Below are 19,460 nucleotides of genomic sequence, written 5' to 3'. Positions count from 1 at the left end.
AGTGCTCCCAAATCAGATGAATGCAGGACCATTATGGTACTCTGATTCGATTAGTTAGGCTTCCGGCCTGATTTTGGCGCTGGGGGGCTTTTTCACCAACTTCGCCCCGCTTTACTTCTCCTTCCATGACTATTCACCGCCTGCCCCTCCTTCGCTATCTACCCCTGCTGGCGCTGCTGGCCACGGCTTGCACCGCGCCGCGCACCTTCACTAGCTCGGGCAAGGTCACGCCCCGCGGCGAGTTTCGGGTAGGCGGCAACACGGCCTTCAATGTGGCCACCTCCACCCTCGACCAGGCTGGCTCTACGCTGAAAGACGCTGCTTCGGCGGCCGCCCGCAAAGACACCGTGCAGTATAGCGCTGCCGTCGACCGACTACAGGCGGCGGCTCTGGCCTACGTCCTCGACCCAGTGCAGCCCACCGCCGACCTATACGTGCGCTATGGTGTCACCGACCGCGTAGATGCTGGCTACAAGTACGCTTTCGGCTCGCACGTTTTTGACGCCATGTATCAGTTTATGGGTCCAACGGGCACACCGGAAAGTCCTGGTGGCCAGGCGGGTGCCATGTACGGCAGCATAGGGTTGCAGTTTGCCACGCAGCGCGCCAAGCTGCCCAACCTGCCCTTCCTTGATAATATTGCGGATGTTCTCAGCTTTCGGGCCAACCGCAACGACCTGATTGTGCCGCTGGTGTTCAGCAAATCGTTTGGCCCCGAAGAGGAAGTTGGCGCGTTGTCGTTTGGCGTGGTGTACACGCACACCTTCGTCCGCTATGGCTTCGATTCCAATAAGGTATATCAGATCGGCACCAATAACTTATTAGCGGGTTTAAGCCAGAAGCAGAATTTTGGCTCCTATGGCGGTTTTATCAATGCCAAAATCGGCTACCGCTACGCCTACATTATTCCGGCTGTATCGGTGTTTTATCAAAACTACGGCACGTATCAGCTACTGAATAATCGCTCCACGACCTTGAAGGGAGTAACTATTGTGCCTTCTATCGGCCTGCAATTTCGCATACCTGGCAGCCGCCGCTAACTCCTCAGCGGAGCAGCAATACGCTTCCAGACGCAGCTTCTTTGTCTCTTAAGCCGTAAGCATACGTAAGACAGCACCGTATGCTTACGGCTTGCCGTTCCCAGCCCGCATCAAACCAGTCTGGGGGGCAATTTTTAGCTTAACCAATGAAGCCAATTCGTTCTTCTTTCCTCGCAATGCTGGCCCTTCGCTGTCCGCGCTGCCATCAAGGCCCATTGTTTAAGTACCCCACGTATCGCGTCACCAAGTTCTCCCAAATGCTGGATTCCTGTCCGGTTTGCGGACAAGCCTACGAGCCGGAGCCTGGCTTTTACTGGGGGGCAATGTTTGTGAGCTACGGCTTCTCAGTAGCGATTTTTGCACTCAGCGGCGTCGGTCTCTACTATCTGGCCGGCGACCCAGCCGTGTGGGTGTACGTGCTGACCGTAGCCGTAGCCACGGTACTCACTATGCCGCTGGTATTTCGCTATTCGCGGGCGCTGATGCTGTATTTGTTCGGCTTTGTTCGTTATAATCCACGGTGGGCCGAAACCACGGAACAACAGCCTCGCAAAGCATAGCGACAGATCGGATAACTCTCTGGAAACGGGCTATTGCCGGTTATTCTCCAGATAGCCTTCCGTAAAGATCTGGTAGCGGTCGAAAATGGAACGCACCGAGCGCTTTAACACCTGTTCGCCCTGCGCGCCTGGAGGCACCGTCACGCCCGAAGCGTAGCCGTTCCAAACAGCGCGGTTGGTTTTATTATCAATAAGCGTGACCAGCAAAGTGCCTTCAGTGAGCAGCAGCTTTACTGGCTTGTAGCCCTGCCGCTCCTCTTTAGGAGTCTCGTCGTCTTCTACGATGCCAGTAGTCACCCAGCGCGTGAGGTCCTCCTGAGCATAGCCGCGAAAACGCATATCACCTTCAAACACGCGGAAGTTGACTAGCAGGTCGGCGCGGCTGCGTGCTGGCCTATAGCCCTGCACCCGCATACGGGTCCGAATAGCCTCGCGGAGTACTTCGCCCAAGCGACTGGTATCGGCGGCTAAGCCTTGGCCGGTAATGAAATCATAGGTCCGATAACGGCGAAAATTGCCAGTGTAGCTATAGTCCGATTCGACTCGGGCCTCACGTGAGGCGAAGCAGCCTGTCATTGCTAGTGTCAGCAAAGTAAGGAGCAGCGTAAACGATAGTTTCATGGGTGTTGGCTATTGGTGATACCTATACCCAAGATACGAAATGGATTTTGTTTACGGTTTGATAATCAGTGGAAAAGGGGCAAAAAAATTGGTTAACGCCATTGATGCGGCTGGTTCGTGCTTTCCCGTTATTCTGGCAGGCCTCAGCGCCAAACCATACCTCTATCTATACCCTGCGGCCTGTAGGGCAAACAGCTCAGCATAACGCCCCCCACGGGCCAGCAACTCCGGGTGCGAGCCAATTTCGACGAATTCACCATTCTCAATTACTAGGATTCGGTCGGCCATACGTACAGTACTGAAACGGTGCGAAATCAGCACGGCGGTTTTGCCTTTGGTCAGGTCGGCGAAGCGCTGAAAAACTTCGTGCTCGGCGCGGGCATCGAGGGCAGCGGTGGGCTCATCCAGAATAAGGAGTTGGGCATCGCGCATGTAGGCCCGGCCCAACGCAATTTTCTGCCATTCGCCCCCGCTTAGGTCTACGCCGCCAGCAAAGCGACGCCCGATAATTTGATCGTAGCCAGCGGGCAGCTTTTGCACCACCGTATCGGCCAGGCTTTGAGCTGCTGCGGCCTGAATCCGGTCCTGGTTTTCTTTTTCCTCAATCCGGCCCACGGCCAGATTCTGACCAGCTGATAACTGGAAGCGCACGAAATCCTGGAAGATGACACCGATTTCCTGGCGTAGTTCGGCCGGGTCGTACTCGCGCAAATCGTGGCCGTCGAGCAGAATGCGGCCTTCCGTGGGGTCGTAGAGGCGGGCCAACAGCTTGACCAAAGTTGTTTTACCGGCGCCGTTCTCGCCTACCAACGCCAGCTTTTCGCCCGCTTGCAGGGTGAAACTCAGATTGCGAATGGCCCATTTGCCGGCGTTCCGGTATTTGAAGCCCACATTTTCAAACTGAAACCCCACCCGAATCGGCCGCGGGAAAGGCCGCACAACGTGGGCTTCGTCGCGAATAATGCGAGGTTGAATGCGGAAGAAATCGAAGAAGTCCTGTAGATACAACGCGCCTTCGGCCACGCTGCTAAATCGACTCAGAATGCCTTCCAGCAAGCCGCGCATCCTAGCAAATGAGCCGGCCAGAAACGTGAGCTGACCAATCGAAATTTGCCCCCTGACGGCCTGCGAAATGATATACACGTAGGCCGCGTAGTAGCCAGCCGCGCCCACCGCCGCGAAAAAAGCCCCCCAGCCCGCTCTCCGCAACACTAGCGCTTTGTTCTGCTGATAAAATTGATCCGACAGCAACTTGAATCGATCAATCAGAAAGCCCGACAAGCCGAAGATTTTGACTTCTTTGGCGGTTTCGTCGCTGGCGCCGGTCTGGCGCAGGTAGTCCAGCTCGCGGCGCTCCGGCGTCCAACCGTGGACTAGTGAGTAACTGCGCTCATTGAAGTGCGACTCGCCCAGAAAAGCTGGAATAACGGCCACCAACAATAGCAGTAGCAACCACGGATTGAAGGCAACCAGCCCGATGGCCAGAAACGCCATCGTAATGGCGTCCTGGGCCTGGCTAAGCACCTGTGCCATGAGCACGGTGCGCGAAAGAGTTTGGCGGCGGGCGCGTTCGAGCTTATCGTAAAATGTACTGTCCTCGAACTGATCGAGGTCGAGTTCGGCGGCGTGTTCCATGAGGCGCACGGAGGAGCGGTTGGCGAATAAATCGCCCAGCAGACTATCGAGCAAGGCTACGCCGCGTCCCAGCGTATCCGACAAAATGGCTAGTCCAAACTCCAGCGCCACTAAGCTCAGCAGCGGTCCCAACGAGGTACCAGAATTGCCTCCCGAACGCGCCAAACTCACCACGGAGTCTAGAATAAGCTGGCCCACATACAGCATAGCCACCGGCAAAGCCGCTCGCAGCAAGCGCAGACCAATATTGCCGAGCGTGAGGCTGGGGCTAGTTTCCCATATGAGCTTCAGGAAAGCCGGAATGTTTTTTAGTGCCGAAAACCGCTCGCGCACTGTAAGAGCAGGCTTACCATCGGGGCGGGGGCGTTTAGCGGAAATTTTATCGAAAAAGTCAGAGAACCAAGGCATAGGAAATGGCACCGACACACTTCGCGCCGAACTACGGAGACAGCCGTTTTGACATACATACTTCCTAAAAATGCGGTTCGTCTTATCTCCTCTACATACTCTTAAGGCATAGAAAGCAGTAATTTCTTGAACTGCAAAAGCGCTAAAAAAGCTGGCGGCAGTTGAAGAGGACTAGCTCAGCCATGGTATATATCTGATATATTTAATATCTTCCTTAACACGATAAATGCCAGACAAATATGAGTGCAGAAGCTAAAATTCTGAAGCAGGAAGATGGAACTCGGCTAAATGTGCTGGGCGATCATCAGCGTATTATGCTAAGTGGGAAGGACACCAACAATCAGTTCACGCTGATTGAGCAATGGAACGACCCCGGAGTAGGCGTTCCGAAGCACGTGCATGCTAATGAAGATGAGGTGTTTCACGTGCTGGAAGGCACGGTCGAGTTTCAGGTAGAAGACACGGTACAAACCTTAAAAGCGGGCGAGCTAACGTACGTGCCGCGCGGTGTGGCGCACCGCTTCACGGTAGTTGGCGATACAAAAGCCAAGGTTCATTTATCCATCTTTCCGGCTGGTATAGAGCGCATGTTTGAGGAGATAAACCAACTTCCGCCCGGCCCGCCAGATTTTGCGGGCGTTACGCAAATCTGCGCGAAGTATGGCGTAACGATTCTACCGTAAAAACAGACAATGAGCCTATCTGAGCAAGTAAAAGTGAGCTCACCCGGCCTCGAGTTTCTGCTTACGCTGCTGCTTGCCTGTGGGGGGCAAAAACTTTAACCAACTGGCGTTCGGAGGCGTACCTTTACGCCTATGCGCTTCTTTAAGAACAGTATTTACTCGGCTGGCTTTTGGCTAATGTGCCTGAGTTCATTCCTGTTTTTCATCAGCTTCAATATGCTCCTGCCGGAGCTACCCGATTATCTCACGCGGCTGGGTGGGGCCGATTACAAAGGATTTATTATCGCGCTTTTTACGCTCACGGCGGGCATTTCGCGACCGTTCAGCGGCAAGCTGGCTGATACCGTAGGCCGTATTCCGGTGATGGTATTTGGCTCGCTGGTGTGCTTTCTGTGCGGGTTCTTTTATCCCTGGGTCACCACAGTTGCGGGGTTTCTGCTGCTGCGTTTGCTCCACGGGTTTAGTACAGGATTCAAGCCCACGGGCACGGCCGCGTTTATTGCCGATATTATTCCGCTCCAGCGGCGGGGCGAGGCGATGGGCCTGCTGGGCGTGGCGGGCAGCTTGGGCATGGCAGCCGGACCAGTGGTGGGCAGTCTGATTACCAACCAGTTTTCGCTGGAAACGATGTTCTATTGCTCGTCGGGGGCGGCGCTACTGTCGTTGGCTGTGCAGGGCACCATGACCGAAACCTTGCCGCAAGCCCAGCGCGAACGGTTTAGCTGGCGTCTGCTGCGTTTGGAGTGGAATGAGGTACTGGAACCTCAGGTGCGTGCGCCGGCTATTGTTACGCTGCTGTGCCTGTTTCCTTTCGGCATTGTGCTCACCGTTATTCCCGACCAAAGCCAGCTGCTGGGCATTGCTAACAAAGGGCTTTTTTTCACTTTCTTCACCACCGCGTCCTTGCTGGTTCGCCTGGTGGCTGGGCGCGCCTCCGATACTTACGGCCGTGTCCCGATTCTGCGGGCTTCGGCTGCCCTACTGGCCTTCTCCATGATCCTGCTGATTGTGGCGAACTCCGTCCCAATATTCCTCGCCGCCGCCGTAATCTTTGGATTGGCTGCGGGTCTCAACTCCCCTACCCTTTACGCCTGGACCATCGACCTGAGCCATGAGCAGCGGCGCGGTCGGGCTGTGGCCACTATGTACATCGCGCTGGAGGCTGGCATTGGGCTGGGTGCGCTTTTGTCGGGCTGGCTGTACGGCAACATTGCCAGTCATTTGCCTTACGTACACGCGCTTGGAGCCATTGCTACGCTTGCCGCGCTGGCTTATCTGCTATGGGGTGTACGGGCGGAAGAGCGCGTGCGCGCTACCGCTTAACGTATACATAAATCTATATAGCAGAAAAACTTGGAAGAGAAGCACCAATCTTGCACTTTTGGTTGCCGGATTACCGGCCTCTTTCCTACACGGTTATTTTAGCTTATTTTAAGGAGCTATGGATGAAGGAGCCTAGACTATTCTTATCTCCTTTATCGTTTCCTTATGCTTTCGCCTTTAGGCCGCGCCGTAGCCCTAGCTATGCTATTTTTTGCTGGGGGGCATTTTTGCAGCGCCCAGCAAGTACCCATTCAATTTGGCGATGTAAAGGCCGCTGATTTTGCCCCCCAGGCCAAAGCGGATATCACAGCGGCGGCCGAAATTCTCTGCGACTTTGGTCAGTCGAAGATCAGGGGTGGCGACGAAGGGTTTGAGTTGGTGTTTGAGCGTACCACGCGTTTGCGCATTCATCGCAAAGCCGGCTATACCTGGGCCACCGTGCAGGTGCCGCTTTACCACAAGGACGGACAGAAAGAAGAACTGAGTGGTCTGAAAGGCTTTACTTATAATCTGGTGAATGGCCAGGTAGTGAAAGAAAAGCTGAACAAGGAGGCCATATTCGAAGAAAAGGTAGACGCGAATCGTGTGCGCTGCGCTTTTACCTTACCCAATGTGCGTGAGGGCTCCATCATAGAGTACACCTACGTCATCAAATCGGACTTCCTGTTTAACCTACAAGACTGGCAATTTCAGCACACTATTCCGGTGCGCTGGAGTGAGTACAGAGCGGTTTTACCTGAGTTTTTCCGCTACAAGACAACTGAGCGCAGCTACTTCCCTTTCGACATAAAAGAGAAGCAAGCAGTTTCGTACAGCACAATTATTCAATGGGCCCCTAAGGATTTTGATGGCCGTAGCTTAGCTAGTAGTATCACCCGGAGGGAAATGATCACTGGACAAGCACTTCAGCTGCGCTGGGCGATGAAGGATGTGCCCGCTTTTCGCGAGGAACCTTACATGACTACGGCTCGCGACTACCTTAGTAGCTTAGACTTTGAACTAGATGGCATTCAATATCCAGGGCAGGAGTATCAACAAATAACGAGCACTTGGGACAAAATAGCCTCTGACTTGCTAAATAATGAGCAATTTGGCTTAGCACTGAGCAAGACGACACCGCTCACAAACCCTGCAACAGCATTTGTTGCACAATATCCTAACTCTACTGAGCGCCTGAATGCAGCGTTGGCACTGGTGCAGCGCACAGTCCGCTATAATGGACAAGGGAGATTGTATACTACGGCTACCTTACGACGAATCTGCGAACAGGGTACCGGTAATGCTGCCGAGCTAAATCTGCTTCTCATCAACACGCTGCGTGCAGCTGGACTTACGGCGGAACCGCTGCTGATTAGTACCCGCGACCATGGTCGCATCCAGACTGATTTGCCCGTGCTCAGTCAGTTCAACTACGTAGCCGCCCTCGTTACACTACCCGACAATAAAGAAGTGTTGGTAGATGCTACAGAGCCGCTCATCATGGCCGGCACGTTGCCAGAGCGCTGCCTCAATGGTCAGGGTCGGCTTATGGACAAGACAGGCGGGCGCTGGGTGTCACTAGTACCTACCCAACGCTATATGCGCTACACTACAGCTCAATTAGAAATGACTGAACAAGGTGCGCTGGGGGGCAAAATTAAGCTGGAGCACACGGGCTATGCTGGCTCAGAAGCCCGGGAGCTTCTGGCGGGCAGCACGGAGAAACAATTTATCAAAAATTTGCAGCAACGCTGGCCGGAGTGGACTTTAACAGCCCCGGTATTTAATAATGTTGCCGCTTCGCAGCAACCATTTAGTGTAGAAGTTGGCGTAAAAATACCAGGGGGTGAGGCGGCGGCTACTACGCTATATGTACAGCCTTTACGCCACTTAGGAGAAGGCCAAAACCCGTTCCGCCAAGAAGACCGACAATTTCCTGTCGATTTTGGAATGCTACGCGACTATACCCAGACCATTGCACTAACGTTGCCGGCCGGGTATGAAGTGCAGGAGTTGCCTGCCAACCTATTGCTGAGCCTACCCAATGATGGGGGGCGTTTTCAGTTCAATATCACGCCGCAGCAAAATACGCTGCACATCACCAGCCGCCTTCAGCTGCGCAAAACTGAATACTCAGCTCAGGAATACACTGCACTCCGTGAGCTGTACAGTCGCGTGGTAGCTAAGCATGCCGAGTCAATTGTGTTAAAACACAAGTAGCAAAGAATTTATAATATATATCACTTATCTAATATTTGAGCCGATTGTATTTTTTGACGGCATGAGCCAAGAGAATATCGTCAACTTCCAGGTTGTAAAATTTGATTTTGCCTAGTAATCCCTCGAAGCATTTTTCTTCCTCTGAATAATCTTAACCTAACTCAATAGCAATACTTTATGCCGAAAACCTTACTCCATCGTAGCGCTCTAACTTTATTGCTACTGACGAGCGCATCCCAACTTCCCGCCCTAGGTCAGGCTGACCCGATTAAGTTTGGTAAGCCCGACTTGGCCGACTTTGACGCCAAAAACTTTATAGCCGACAGTGCTGCTGAGGCCGTCGTGCTCTGCGACTTCGGCCGTACGCGCTTCGAAACTGGCAGCGGCGACTTTAAGCTGGTGTTTGAGCGCGTCACCCGTATCAAAATCCTCAAAAAATCGGGGTACGATTGGGCCACGGTGAAAGTGCCTTTGTATAAGAAAGGCTCCAACGAGGAAAAGATTTCGGCCTTGCGCGGCTTCACTTATAATATGGTAAACGGGCAGCTAGTGAAGGAGAAAATGGCCTCCGACGCGACGTTCATGGAGCAGCAGACCACTAACAACTTCATTCGCAAGTTCACGCTGCCCAACGTACGTGAAGGCTCCGTAATTGAGTATACCTACACCGTAAACTCCGATTTTCTGTTCAACTTCCAGGACTGGCAGTTTCAGTATTACATCCCCGTACGCTGGAGCGAGTACCGGGCTGCTATTCCGGAATATTTCGATTATAAGCAGCTATTTCAGGGCTATGAGCCTTTGGCTGTGCAGGAGCGCAACGAGGGCATAACGCAGTTTAGCTTTAGCCAAGGCGGGTCCTTCATTGAAGGCGCTAGTGCTTCGTGGGGTAGCAACGCCCGCATCGGACCCTCGTCCACCACTGTTACGCCTCGGGTTACCAATTACCGTTGGGCAATGAAGCAGGTTCCCGGCTTTCGCGATGAGCCTTTCATGACGACTTCCAAGGATTACGTGGCTCGCGTAGATTTTGAGTTGGCGGGTGTACAATGGCCTGGGCAGGCCTACGAAAGCGTGGCCGGTTCCTGGCAAAAAATTGACGACGAGTTGCTTAATCACGAGAGTCTAGGGTCTCAGCTTAAGCGCGGCGGGTTTCTGAAAGCGGAGTTGGCGGCCATCACTGCCCAGCACTCCGACCCGGCGGCCCGCGCTGTGGCGGTACACGCAATGGTGCGCAAAGCCGTGAAGCACAACGGCACCGACTGGATGCTGAGCACCGGCTCGCTCAAGCACATCTACGACCAACACACAGGCAATTCGGCCGACGTAAACCTAATGCTCATCGCAGCTTTGCGCGACGCTGGCCTAGAGGCTAATCCAGTGGTTCTTAGCACCCGTAGCCACGGTCGCCTGACGGAAACGATGCCCTTGATGTCGAGCTTCAACTACGTGGTCGCCCATGTAGCTTTGCCTGGCAACCAAGAGCTGATGGCCGACGCTACTGATGCCTTACTCCCTTTTGGAATGCTCCCGACGCGCTGCCTAAGTGGTACCGGTCGCTTATTGATGCCGGGCACTGGCAAGTCGCGCTGGGTGAGCCTCACGCCCACGCAACGCTACGTAAACTATCATCAGGTGCACCTCACGATGGATGAGCGTGGGGGTATGAAGGGCAAAGTACACCAGGAAAACGGTGGCTATGCGGCGTTGGACCAGCGTGAAAATCTGGTAAAAAAGGGCGAGAAGAAATTCATGGAAGATATGGCCAAAACTCATGAGGGCTGGACCATTCCTACCTATGCCTTCAAAGAGCGCGAAACCCTGCACAAGCCCCTCACCCTAGATTACGAGTTTACTGCACCCGGTGCCGATGCCCCTGCTCCTACCCTTTATCTGAACCTGCTACGGCATTTCAGTGCGGAGCGCAATCCTTTCGTGCACGAAGAGCGTCGCTTCCCAGTTGATTTCGCGGCTCCTTTTGATGAGACAGTACAGCTCAACATTACTCTACCCGCCGGATACGAGCCGGAGGAAATGCCTAAGCCAACGGCCGTAAAGCTACCCGAGGATGGCGGCGTATTCACTTATCAGGCGGCTGCTTCAACGGGCTCTATTCAAATTATGAGCCGCATGACGTTGCGCCGGGCCGTGTACTCGGCAGAAGAATACACCTACCTGCGCGAATTTTATAGCCGCATGCTGGCCAAGCACGCTGAGCAGATTGTATTGAAGAAGAAATCATGAGCTGCTTTCTACACACCCTACGCCGGGCCGGCTTCGGTTTGGCATTGAGCGGCTTGGTTGCCTCTTCGGCCTGGGCCGGAGGGCAGCCACCGAAATATGCAATGTCAGATTTGCCCTCCAGCTTGCTTGAAAATGCTCATGCCGTGGTGCGCGAGTACGAGGAGACTTTGCTGGTAAAATCGGTAGGGCGCACGGTGCAAACGGTGCGCCGGGCAGCTACTATTCTCGACGACAATGGTAAGCATTGGGCGGGTGAGCTAGTTTCTTACGATCAGCTAAACACGGTGAATTACCTGCGCGGTGCTGTGTATGATGCAAATGGGCGACTTATTCGGCAACTAAAAGCCTCGGATGTAAAAGATTACAGCCTCGCCGATGGCATCAGCCTTGCAAACGACAATCGTGGCCGCTTGGCCGATTTAAGTCAGGCCAGTTACCCGTACACGGTCGAATTTGAGTATGAAGTCACTTCGGACAATCCGCTGTTTTATTCATCGTGGCACCCGCAGGCTGGTGAGCACATAGCGGTAGAGCACGCTTCATTTCGGGTGATAACGCCCGCCGAGCTGCCCCTACGCTACCAGGAGCGCCACTTGCCCGGCAGTTCGGCTGTTGCTCGCAGTAAGCAGGGCGCGCTGGATGTATACCAATGGCAGGTAGCCAATTTGGTGGCGCTGGAACAAGAACCAGCCGGTCCGCCCCTGGAAGAGTTGGTGCCTGCCGTCCTGACTGCGCCCACCGCCTTTGAGGTACAGGGTCATCGGGGCGCACTTACCTCCTGGCAGACGCTAGGTCAGTGGAATTACGACCTGAATGCGGGCCGCGACATGTTGCCCGCCGATGTAAAAGCGCGCATCGCGGCGCTAGTGAAAGATGTGCCCGACGAGCGGGCGCGTATCCGCAAGGTGTATGAGTATTTGCAGGCAAATACGCGCTACATCTCTATTCAACTGGGATTAGGCGGTTGGCAAACCTTTCCGGCCAGCGCTGTAAGTGCTACCGGCTACGGCGACTGCAAAGCCCTGACGAACTATTGCATGGCTTTGCTCAAAGCCGCTGACGTAACGGCCTACTGCGCCTTGGTGCGGGCCGATGAAGCGGATATCCGGATGGAGTTTCCGAGCAATCAGTTCAACCATGTTGTGCTGTGCGTACCACTGAAAGCGGCCAAGGCAGATACGGTGTGGCTGGAATGCACGAGTCAGAATGAGGCGTTCGGATACATGGGCAGCTTTACCGGCAACCGTCACGCGTTGCTGCTCACGCCCACGGGGGGCAAAATTGTGCGTACGCCTCGTTATGGCGCCGTCGAAAACCGGCGTGAGCGGCGTGTAGACCTTTACCTTGATGCTCAGGGCACGGCCACTGTCAGCATTCGGACGGTGCGGACGGGGCAGGAGCAAGATGACCAAAGTCAGCTGCTTCACGGCTTCTCCCATGCCGATCAGAAAAAGCGAATTGCTGAATCGTTGCCGTTACCCAACTTCAGCATCACAAAGTTTAACCTCACCTCCGACCGACGTACCGCTTTGCCGGCTGTGGTAGAAACGCTTGGTCTAACCTTGCCTAATTTTGCCCCCCCGAGCGGCAAACGTGCTTTTCTTACCCCCAATCTCCTCAGTCGCCTGCCGGCCCTAGCTGCGCCTGTAGGTGAGCGCCGAGCCGATATCTGGCTTGATCACGCCTTTTCGCACGCCGATACGGTGCGCATTCACGTGCCAGCCGGCTTCCAGGCGGAAACCTTACCCAGCCCGGTGCAGCTTACAACCGCCTTCGGGACATATTCCAGCCAAATTCAAACTTTACCCGACGGCACTTTACAATATGTGCGCCGCTTGCACATGCCCCGTACTCGCTTTCCCCGCACCGATTATCCGGCCTACGTCGAGTTTCGTCGTAAAATCAGCGCCGCTGATAAGGCGCAGCTGGTGTTGTTGAAGAATGAAGCGTAGAAAACCTTGTGTTAAAAAAAGCCGGCTTCAAGCCGGCTTTTTTTATGTTTGGGGGGCAAATTGTTAAGTGGCTGGTGCGCTTGAAAGTTAATTATTAACGTTGCTTAAAAACATTATCCAAGTGCCCTGACTGCTGGTAGGCCACCTTTCTCGGGTAGACGCGTAACTTGTTTGCCAATAGTTGTTTCTGGACACGATATGCCCTCAACCTTTCTCTGGGCTGGCCGCCCTGCGGGGCGCTGGCTGCTTTTATTTTTGCTATTGAGTACGGTTGCGGCGGTTGCGCAGACGCCTAAAACTACATGGATAGATGCTGCGCCGGCCTCTGCCGCCGCTCGGGTTTCGGTTTCCGGACTAACTCAGTTTCGGGCGGTTCGCTTCCAAACATTAGCCATGCGCACGGCGCTGCAAGCTGCTTCGGCTCCTCGTAAAGGTGCGAAGATTAATCAGGGCATAGTGCTATCACTTCCTTTACCCGATGGCTCTAGCCAGCGCTTTCAAGTAACCGAAACTGCTGTGCTGCACCCTCGGCTGGCCGCGCTTTACCCGCGCATTAAAACATACTCTGCGCAAAGCCTGGATGACCCGACAACTACGGCTCACCTCGACCTGACTCCGACGGGTTTTCACGCGCAGATACTGACGGGTGCCACTACCGTTTACATCGACCCCGCCGCGCCGGGTGATACCGTAAACCATCGGGTATTTTATCGTTCGGCAATGCGCCAGGGCGGGGCGGCCTGTCTTACCACTGATGTGAAGCGCAAATTGCCCCCCACCACAAATCAGCTTCGGGCCAATGGCGCTCAGCTTCGAACCTACCGCTTGGCTGTGGCTTGTACGGGTGAATATGCGATTACCAAAGGCGGTACGAAGGCCGCTGCTCTGGCTGGCATCGTAACGACTATAAACCGGGTGAATGGAATTTATGAGCAGGAACTGGCTATTCAGCTGCAAATGGTGCCTACCAACGAGGCCCTGATTTTCCTGGATCCCGCCACCGATCCTTACACCAATACCAACGCCTCTGATTTGCTCACCGAAAACCAGCGCACCACGGATGCGCTGATTGGCTCGGCTAACTATGACCTGGGACATGTATTTGGTACGCGAGTAGGCGGTTTGGCTTATGTGGGAACCGTATGCAATGCCTCGTTCAAAGCGGGTGGCACCACGGGCCAGGCCGATCCCAGCGGCGATGCCTTTGCTGTAGATTTTGTGGCGCATGAGCTAGGCCACCAGTTTGGGGCCGACCACACTTTCAACGGCACCACTGGTTTTTGTACCAGTAGCCGCGCGGCTAGTTGGGCGTATGAGCCGGGCAGCGGAGGCTCGATCATGAGTTATGCGGGCCTTTGTGCACCTCAGAATATTCAGCCGAGCAGCTTTCCTTATTTTCACTCACGCAGTCGTGACCAGATCCTGGATTATGTTACGGCATTTGGTACCTGCGCTCAGATAACCGGCAGCGGCAATCTGCCACCGGTAGTGGATGCGGGGGGCAATTTTAGCATTCCAGCCCGTACACCTTTTACCCTTACCGGCACCGGCTCTGACCCCAACGGCGACGCGGTGTCCTATATCTGGGAGCAGAACGACATGGGGCCCGCCGGCAACCCGACTACTCCGGCTGGTGACGCGCCGTTGTTCCGTTTTTTGCCCCCAAGCGCCTCTACCAGCCGCACTTTCCCGGACTTAGCCAGCTTGCTTTCGGCTACCACATTGCCGCCCGGCGAGCTACTACCTACCTACGCCCGGCGTCTGCACTTTCGCCTGGTAGCCCGCGACCAGCAACGGCCGGCCGGGGGCACCGATTACGATACTACCAGCGTAGCCGTGATAGGCACTGCTGGTCCATTCACGGTGGCCCCTGTTGGTGCTAGCTGGCAAGCTGACACCGACCAGCAAGTCAACTGGGCTGTGGCCGCTACCGATCAGGCTCCTATCAACGCCACACAAGTAGATATTCTGCTTTCCACAGACGGCGGCCTTACATTTCCCATCACACTTGCCGCCGCCACTCCCAACGATGGCTGCCAGATCATAAGCGTTCCGGCTAGCCTGAATACGACCACGGCACGCATTAAAGTACAGGCCACGGAAAACATATTTTTTGCGATTTCCCCGCAGAACTTCTCTATTCAAGCCATTACGGCACCAACCTTTTATCTAACGCCATCTTGCTTGCCGGGGGGCATTTTGGCGCTCTGCCCAGGCACCTCCACTACGCTGGGCCTAAATATTGGTCAAACAGGCGGGTTTGCGGGTGATGTTGCGCTAAGCGCTGCTGATGTGCCAGCAGGTGTTACAGTCAATTTTGCGCCTAGCTCGGTGGCGGTCGGTAGCACTACGGCCGTGAGTATAGCAGTTGGCACAGCGGCTACGCCCGGAACTTATTCTCTGTTGATAAAAGGCACAAGCGGCAGTCTGGTTCAGGAGCAACGGGTGAGTTTGGTGATTGAGCAGGTCATAACCCAGGTGCCCCAGCCTACAAGCCCGGATGCTACGCTTCAAACCAGCCAGCGACCTCGTTTTGGATGGAATAATTTGCCCGGTGCTATGGCCTATGAGGTGCAAATTGCCACTGATGTTACTTTCCTGAACATCGTAGCTTCCCAAATCAACCTGTCCGATCCTACTTTCACGCCAACACAGGAGCTAGCGGCTGGGGCTCGGTATTTTTGGCGCGTGCGGGGTCGTAGCGTCTGTGGTGTGGGCCCTTACTCCATACCGATTCTGTTTCAGACCAGCCCAAGCGTGTGCCAAAGCATTGTGGCTACCCGAGTACCCGTTTCTATTTCGGCTGGTCCAAATGCGGAAGCGGCCGCCGTTATCAATATATCCAGCACGGAGCGGGTAAGCAATATTCGGGTTCGCAACGTGGTAATTACCGCTCCGAATGCAGACGGTTTGATACTCACTTTAACGAGCCCAAGCGGTCGACAGGCTACGTTATTGGCGCGGGCCTGCGCTGGTACTGCCAACCTGAATACCAGCTTCGACGACCAGGCCGCTGCCCTAATTTGCCCCCCAGAGTCAGGTGTAGCCGTCCGTCCAGTGTCACCATTAGCAAACCTGATAAACGACCTAGCCGCCGGCGACTGGACTCTCGCCATTCGCAATCAAAGCACCGGGCAGGCAACTCTGACAGGCTGGGCGCTAGAGCTTTGCACCATTCCTACTGTGCTAAGCAACACAGTAGTCAGTGCCGTTCCTGCTGATCTTGAAGTGTTCCCGAATCCCAGCGAGGGCATTTTTGAGGTGAATCTGAATAACAATCAAAGAGGCCCAGTCACGATGCTTATCACGGATGCCATTGGCCGCACCATTCGCTCGGAGACGCTCCCCAAAATGGCTGACCATCTCTCCTACCGTCTCGATTTGAGCACAGTTAGCCGGGGCATCTACCACCTGCGCCTTACCAGTGCCCAAGGTACCAGCATCAGAAGGTTGGTGAGAAAATAGCTCATCAAGGCAGATTAGCGCTGCTAGAAAGTGTATCGAGCCTGCGCTTTAACATCGGAGCGGAGCGAGCCTTCGATTTCTTCCAAGCCGGAGCTAATTACTTGCTGGTGGCGGTATTGGGTGGCGGCATAGCGCAGCCACAAGGTAAGATGACGCGTACATTTTACCTCCGCCAATGCATAGGTGCGCGTACCGCGGCCGGAGAGTGCGGGCACCGAAAACGCGTATAGCACATCCTGCTCGAAGGCATACTGGCGGGTATCGTAGTCGTCGGTATCGAAGAGGGCGTAGCGGGCACTGAGGCGCAGGTAGCGGTTGAGGCGCACGGTGGCATCCTGGGCCAATAAGAATCCCGTGTGCGGAGTGGCGCCGTCTTCACGGTAATGCGTGCCTTGCAGGCGCGTACGCAAACTGATGATGGATGAAGGCGCGGCATCGTAAAAAAGCAGCAGGCTGCGGCGCGCGGTGGGTACTGGCTGGGGTACAGGGCGCGTTGGCGTCAGATCGGCGTTCTGGTCCTTGGTACGAGAGCGAACCTGCACGTAGAGCTGGCTGGTTTTGGTGGGCGCGAATGATAAGCGCAGCAAATAATCGTGGCCCCGTGAGGGAGCATCAACGCGATATTTCAACCACGGACACCAGAATTGATCATAATAGCCTGTGATTTCCCAACGCGCCGCCGGACGCACTTTCAGGCCCAGGTATACGCCGCTTTCGTTGATATTACGCGTGTTTTCGCCTAATGCCTGCCCGTAAAAGGTGTGAAAGTTTCGGTCGTAGCGACGGTACAGGACGGAGGCCTCTACATTGGTAGCCAAGCTGGCCAACAGGCCATTTACGGTACCTAAGCCACCGCTGCTGGAGCGCGCTGTTTCACCGAAAAAGAGCGCATTGCCCAGCACATAGCTATAGTGAACTCCCAGCGCCACATTGTCTTTACCCCGAAACTCAAACTGATTATATGGCTCGGGGCGGCGCTGCAAAGCCATGTCGTAGCGTGTACCCACCACCGTAGCGCCGGCCGCAAAATTGCCCCCCAGACTTGTATAGGTCACGTTGCCGCCAGCTATAGCTTCGTGCAGACGCTTGCGGTTAGCTAGTTCGGTAGTGGTGCGGTGCAAGCCGCTGGTGCTGATACCAGATGAAAATGAATCAAACTGGGCCAGAGAATCGGTAGCAAACTGTTGATTTGCATCTACTTTCTTGGCCGAGAAAAATGCTGTTGCCCGCACGGTCTTGTGTAAGCTCACTGTTACCGCCGCTCCACGAAAAAAGGACGTTTCCAGCACCGAAGAATAGGGCCTGACACCTAAGCTGCTGCGCCGCAGGGTAGTTATGGTTTCAGCTCCCTTGCCTACCTGCAAACCAGATGAGAGCAATAAGCCCTGGCCGAATTGCAGTTGGTAATCACCTAAAGCCAATGTTTTGAGTCGGCCTTGCTCCTGCACCACAAAGTGCGCGGAGTAAAAATCGGCTCCTATTCGTCCTTTTCCAGGTTGCCATACCAGGGGCTCACCTGCATCTTTTTCAGCGGTAAAGCCTAGGCTGAAATCGCGGGTGTGGCTGACGCGGTAGCGCAACAAAAGCTTATCGGGTGAGCCGAGGTAGCGGCTGAGTGGTCGGCCGGTGCTGGTGGTATCGGCAGAGGCATAGCCACGACGAGCCTGCAGACCTCGTTCATAGCGCAGAAACAAAGCATTGTTGTCTTCGTGTAGCATGCGCTGCCAGAGCGGGCCCCGAGCAGCATTCAGGTTCCCGGACTGCACCGTTACGAAGGGCGCCACCCGATAAATACTACGCACTTGCTCAAAGCCAGAAATGCTTTGCAGCTCATATAAGCTCAGAAGTGGACCAAGTTGCTGCCGATGATCCAGCAAGGCCGAAATCTGCGTTTCTGAGAGCAACAGCAAGCCTCGCAGTTCCTCGCGGCTGGCCGTATTCAGGTTTAGTGGCGTCTGATAGTATAGCAGAAGCGTTTCATACACATCTTCAAAAGCTACCTCATCGCTCTGTATTTCGGCAAACAGCTCCTGCACCAGCCGGTCCAGATCGGCGGCGGGGCGCACGTAGTCCTGCGCCTGGAGGCTAAAAGGCCAAACCAAGCACAGGAGCCCACAAGTGAGCACTACAGCGCGCCACCAACTACGTTTGCTGGCAGTTGCGTGCGTAGAGGTTTTGTTGTGTGCGCCACGCAGCATCGGCATATACTGGGGGGCTTTTTGGTAAGCAGTTCTCACTTTTTTGCCCACTGCAAACTCACCCCCACATGCTGACTCAAGCCCAGCGCTGACTGCCAAGCCGCGGCATAGTCTATCTGAAATCGGCCGGCTTTAAAGCCTACGCCGGCCGTAGTTTGCTCCACGAGCGAAGCAAAGCCGGCTCGAAGCGCCAGCACCTCCAGCAGCTGGTACTCGATACCCGCCTTAAAATCAGCATTCTGCTCCACGTCTTTTTCCGTTTCCACGTTCAGCATTAGCTTACTTGTGGGGCGGTACGAGAGGCCGGCTTTGAGCACAGTAGGAACGCGCTCATTCTCATAAGCAGCTAAGCGCGTCTGGTTCAGGTTATATAAATATCCCCCGAAAACCAGCCGATCTGGGATTAGCTCGGCCTGTCCACCCAGCGAAGCAGCCACCACTCTTTTACTACCCAAACCTTGAATACTGACCTGCAACACATCCACACGGCCACCCACGCTGATCTGTCCGCCCCGGTACCCATAGCCCAAACCTAGACGCTGCTCAGCGTACAGATTAGTGCCAAAACGCTGCGCTTCAAAGCCTATTACACCACGACTGGGGGGCTTTTCTGAGCTTACAGAACCAATCGGCGTAGCAGCCACAAGCGCCACTGTATTGAATGCGGAGCTTAAATAACGGTTTTCAGCATAAAAGCCAACACTAGTTTGGCTTACCTGCCCGAGCCCGGCTACGTTGTTGCCAACAGCCCACACATCAGTAATTGTAACAGACGCATTGCCCAACGCCGCTGCTCGTGCCCCACGCACGCCGGGGCCGTTGCCAGCACTTACAGTAGAAACAGATATGAGTAAGGTTACTAACGCTAAGTACCCGTTTAGCATAATAAGGAGATAAGAAGCCTAAACTGGCTTCTTCGCCCTTCAGCAAATTTCGCGGCAAATATGCGAACTCACTTATTCGGAATAAGAACGATTACAGAATACGCTCTATCTAAATCGTTACAATAGAAGCTGCTGTTAAATTAAGGCAGAAGCTTTATAGCAGATAAGCTGTATTCTTCGATACAGCTTATCTGTGTGTAGGTAGAAATATATCAATTACTTATGCTGTCCAAATCGCATAAATTTTG

Annotated in this window: 12 protein-coding genes; 8 read left to right on the top strand and 4 right to left on the bottom strand. The window is 54.5% G+C overall.

Annotated features, from left to right (window positions below):
• The first annotated feature begins 125 nt into the window (after positions 1–125).
• Both H8B13_RS09910 and H8B13_RS09905 read left to right on the top strand, forming a co-directional pair.
• On the top strand, positions 126–1,040 hold the full coding sequence (locus H8B13_RS09910; protein ID WP_187310639.1) for a hypothetical protein: 915 nt from the start codon (positions 126–128) through the stop codon (positions 1,038–1,040).
• Between the two features lie 176 nt (positions 1,041–1,216).
• Positions 1,217–1,600: a DUF983 domain-containing protein gene (locus tag H8B13_RS09905; protein ID WP_261990304.1), complete on the top strand. Its 384-nt coding sequence runs from the start codon at positions 1,217–1,219 to the stop codon at positions 1,598–1,600.
• A 30-nt stretch (positions 1,601–1,630) separates the two neighbouring features.
• Here H8B13_RS09905 and H8B13_RS09900 read toward each other — a convergent pair whose 3' ends face one another.
• Positions 1,631–2,221: a DUF4136 domain-containing protein gene (locus H8B13_RS09900; protein ID WP_187310638.1), complete on the bottom strand. Its 591-nt coding sequence runs from the start codon at positions 2,219–2,221 to the stop codon at positions 1,631–1,633.
• 162 nt (positions 2,222–2,383) lie between these two features.
• Positions 2,384–4,264 carry an ABC transporter ATP-binding protein gene (locus tag H8B13_RS09895; protein ID WP_187310637.1) on the bottom strand — a complete coding sequence of 627 codons (1,881 nt, stop codon included), beginning with the start codon at positions 4,262–4,264 and terminating at the stop codon, positions 2,384–2,386.
• Positions 4,265–4,503: 239 nt separating this feature from the next.
• On the opposite strand from H8B13_RS09895, the gene H8B13_RS09890 reads away from it, so the two are divergent.
• The 6 genes from H8B13_RS09890 to H8B13_RS09865 all read left to right on the top strand — a co-directional run bounded on the left by H8B13_RS09890 (position 4,504) and on the right by H8B13_RS09865 (position 16,130).
• Positions 4,504–4,947, top strand: coding sequence for a cupin domain-containing protein (locus tag H8B13_RS09890; protein WP_187310636.1), 444 nt, complete (start codon positions 4,504–4,506; stop codon positions 4,945–4,947).
• 132 nt (positions 4,948–5,079) lie between these two features.
• The gene (locus H8B13_RS09885; protein ID WP_187310635.1) at positions 5,080–6,270 is read left to right on the top strand and encodes an MFS transporter; all 1,191 of its coding nucleotides are present in this window, start codon (positions 5,080–5,082) and stop codon (positions 6,268–6,270) included.
• Positions 6,271–6,435: 165 nt separating this feature from the next.
• A complete protein-coding gene (locus H8B13_RS09880) occupies positions 6,436–8,469 on the top strand; it encodes a DUF3858 domain-containing protein (RefSeq protein ID WP_187310634.1) in 2,034 nt (677 codons plus the stop codon).
• Positions 8,470–8,646: 177 nt separating this feature from the next.
• A complete protein-coding gene (locus H8B13_RS09875; protein WP_187310633.1) occupies positions 8,647–10,713 on the top strand; it encodes a DUF3857 domain-containing protein in 2,067 nt (688 codons plus the stop codon).
• A complete protein-coding gene (locus tag H8B13_RS09870) occupies positions 10,710–12,665 on the top strand; it encodes a DUF3857 domain-containing protein (RefSeq protein ID WP_187310632.1) in 1,956 nt (651 codons plus the stop codon). Before H8B13_RS09875 ends, H8B13_RS09870 begins: the two co-directional genes overlap by 4 nt.
• Positions 12,666–12,863: 198 nt before the next feature.
• The gene (locus H8B13_RS09865; protein ID WP_187310631.1) at positions 12,864–16,130 is read left to right on the top strand and encodes a reprolysin-like metallopeptidase; all 3,267 of its coding nucleotides are present in this window, start codon (positions 12,864–12,866) and stop codon (positions 16,128–16,130) included.
• A gap of 23 nt (positions 16,131–16,153) precedes the next feature.
• Here the strand turns inward: H8B13_RS09865 and H8B13_RS09860 are convergent, their stop codons facing one another.
• Together H8B13_RS09860 and H8B13_RS09855 are read right to left on the bottom strand one after the other, a co-directional pair.
• Positions 16,154–18,367, bottom strand: a complete 2,214-nt coding sequence (locus H8B13_RS09860) for a helix-hairpin-helix domain-containing protein (RefSeq protein WP_315985121.1) — start codon at positions 18,365–18,367, stop codon at positions 16,154–16,156.
• A complete protein-coding gene (locus H8B13_RS09855; RefSeq protein WP_187310630.1) occupies positions 18,364–19,212 on the bottom strand; it encodes a hypothetical protein in 849 nt (282 codons plus the stop codon). Before H8B13_RS09855 ends, H8B13_RS09860 begins: the two co-directional genes overlap by 4 nt.
• Positions 19,213–19,460 lie beyond the last annotated feature (248 nt).

Source organism: Hymenobacter sp. BT188 (genome assembly GCF_014333585.1).
Classification (GTDB): Bacteria; Bacteroidota; Bacteroidia; order Cytophagales; family Hymenobacteraceae; genus Hymenobacter.
Note: the sequence above shows the minus strand (reverse complement) of the source record. Positions and strands in the feature narration are given on the sequence as shown.